This is a genomic window from Bartonella sp. AP258QHHD, assembly GCF_042196145.1.
In the GTDB taxonomy this organism is placed as follows: Bacteria; Pseudomonadota; Alphaproteobacteria; order Rhizobiales; family Rhizobiaceae; genus Bartonella.
Map to the genome: position 1 here is coordinate 1 of NZ_JBHIPR010000027.1, position 1249 is coordinate 1249.

The following is a 1249-nucleotide window of genomic DNA, read 5'->3' on the forward strand; positions in this document are numbered from 1 at the left end:
GCTTACTAATATTATATCCACCGGTCACATAACCTGGTGTCGTCTCAGTTTCTATGGTAGCAAAGTTTCCAAATCCCGAAATAGTACTTGTAGAGGTTCCCGGATGATACGTTGGCGGGATATATGTCTGCGATATAGCACGATTATCAACGCTAACTATTAGGAGTGCATCTGCGCCTTTATTTGTTATAATTTCCTCTTTCTCGTTATAGGAATAATTACGAGTTAGAGGGAAAAGTTCTAATCCTCTCAATATCTGTACATTGTATTTAGCAAGCGATTTCTCAAAGGTGTCTTCAAGTGCTTTTTGCTCAGAAATAGACATGCCAACACCTCCTATGACCATCTTTTTCGTTTGAAATCGTCCCTTGTAGTTTGGATCAACAATTCCGTTCAAATGTGTTATAGGACCACAAGCTGTGAGTATTAACAAACAAAGTAAAATAAAAAACTTCATCATCATAAACCTTTGATTAATGCAAAAGTCTAATAATGTATTTATAATTCAAATTAAAGATACGATTTGAACTTTTAAATAATTTTTTTAGATTGTTTTGCAAAATTTAAGAAATCCACTCTTAAAGTGAATTAGATTTTTTTACATTGCCTTTAAGAGATTATACCGTAATCTAAAATGAGTGCTTTATTGTTATCAAAAGCTTTGTTTAAAGAGAGTTATGTATATTCATTTTGCTTATAGGTTTTGAAGGTGTAAAAACCGTCAAAACCCCCTCAAAACGTATATTATTAGTTGAATTTATAGGTTGTGTTATCAATATGGGTTGTTTTTTAAAGGTCTGTAAAATCTTAACATATTGAAAAATAACGTTTTTACTTTTTATCGTTTTTTTACATAATAGCAGCAACCCTCAAAACTCAAAACCCCTTCAAAACTCATAACCATAAGGATCTTGATAGCATTTATTATGATTATAATCCCTTTCTTTTGAAAGGCTTTAAAAGATCACATACTCTCATAAGACATGTTTNAAATAACGTTTTTACTTTTTATCGTTTTTTTACATAATAGCAGCAACCCTCAAAACTCAAAACCCCTTCAAAACTCATAACCATAAGGATCTTGATAGCATTTATTATGATTATAATCCCTTTCTTTTGAAAGGCTTTAAAAGATCACATACTCTCATAAGACATGTTTTAATCATTTACTAAATGATCACTTTTGTCGATTCAATGTACTGACATAAACTGACAAATATATATTTACAGTTGTATTTATTTGTTATGG

General features: G+C 30.6%; 1 protein-coding gene. It reads right to left on the minus strand.

Translation table 11 applies throughout. The annotated features are described in order from the left end of the window. Positions 1–325, minus strand: a 325-nt coding sequence (locus ACFIMM_RS03135; protein WP_375692609.1) for a hypothetical protein, incomplete at its 3' end; no start/stop codon positions are given. Positions 326–1249 lie beyond the last annotated feature (924 nt).